The sequence below is a fragment of the Rhodococcus sp. IEGM 1307 genome (assembly GCF_030056915.1).
Lineage (GTDB): Bacteria > Actinomycetota > Actinomycetes > Mycobacteriales > Mycobacteriaceae > Rhodococcus_F > Rhodococcus_F opacus_D.
Genome location: NZ_JASHKW010000071.1, coordinates 1 through 704, shown reverse-complemented (window position 1 = coordinate 704; position 704 = coordinate 1). Strand labels below are relative to the sequence as shown.

Below are 704 nucleotides of genomic sequence, written 5' to 3'. Positions count from 1 at the left end.
AATGCGGAGACTCCGATCGAACGCAAACCGAACTGGATCAAGACGAGAGCGAAGATGGGCCCGGAATACTCCGAGCTCGAGAGCCTCGTCAAGCGCGAGGGTTTGCACACCGTCTGCGAAGAAGCCGGCTGCCCCAACATCTACGAATGCTGGGAAGACCGCGAGGCGACCTTCCTCATCGGCGGGCAGCAATGCACCCGCCGCTGCGACTTCTGCCAGATCGACACCGGCAAACCCGACGACCTCGACCGCGACGAACCCCGCCGCGTCGCCGAATCCGTCCAGGCGATGGGACTGCGCTACTCCACCATCACCGGCGTCGCCCGCGACGACCTCCCCGACGGCGGCGCCTGGCTCTACGCCGAAACCGTGCGCCTGATCCACCAGCTCAATCCCGGCACCGGCGTCGAACTGCTGATCCCGGATTTCAACGCCAAACCCGAGCAACTCGCCGAGGTGTTCGCCACCCGCCCCGAGGTCCTCGCCCACAACGTCGAAACCGTCCCCCGCATCTTCAAGCGGATCCGGCCCGCGTTCCGCTACCAGCGCAGCCTCGACGTGATCACCGCCGCCCGCGAGGACGGACTCGTCACCAAGTCCAACCTGATTCTGGGAATGGGCGAAACCCCCGACGAGGTCACCCAGGCGTTGCACGACCTGCACGACGCCGGCTGCGACATCATCACCATCACCCAGTACCTGCG

The 704-nt window shown here is 65.6% G+C and carries 1 protein-coding gene; it reads left to right on the top strand.

Annotated features, from left to right (window positions below):
- Positions 1-704: lipoyl synthase (locus QM841_RS42850; protein ID WP_283336792.1), on the top strand; the 704-nt coding region annotated here is incomplete at both ends.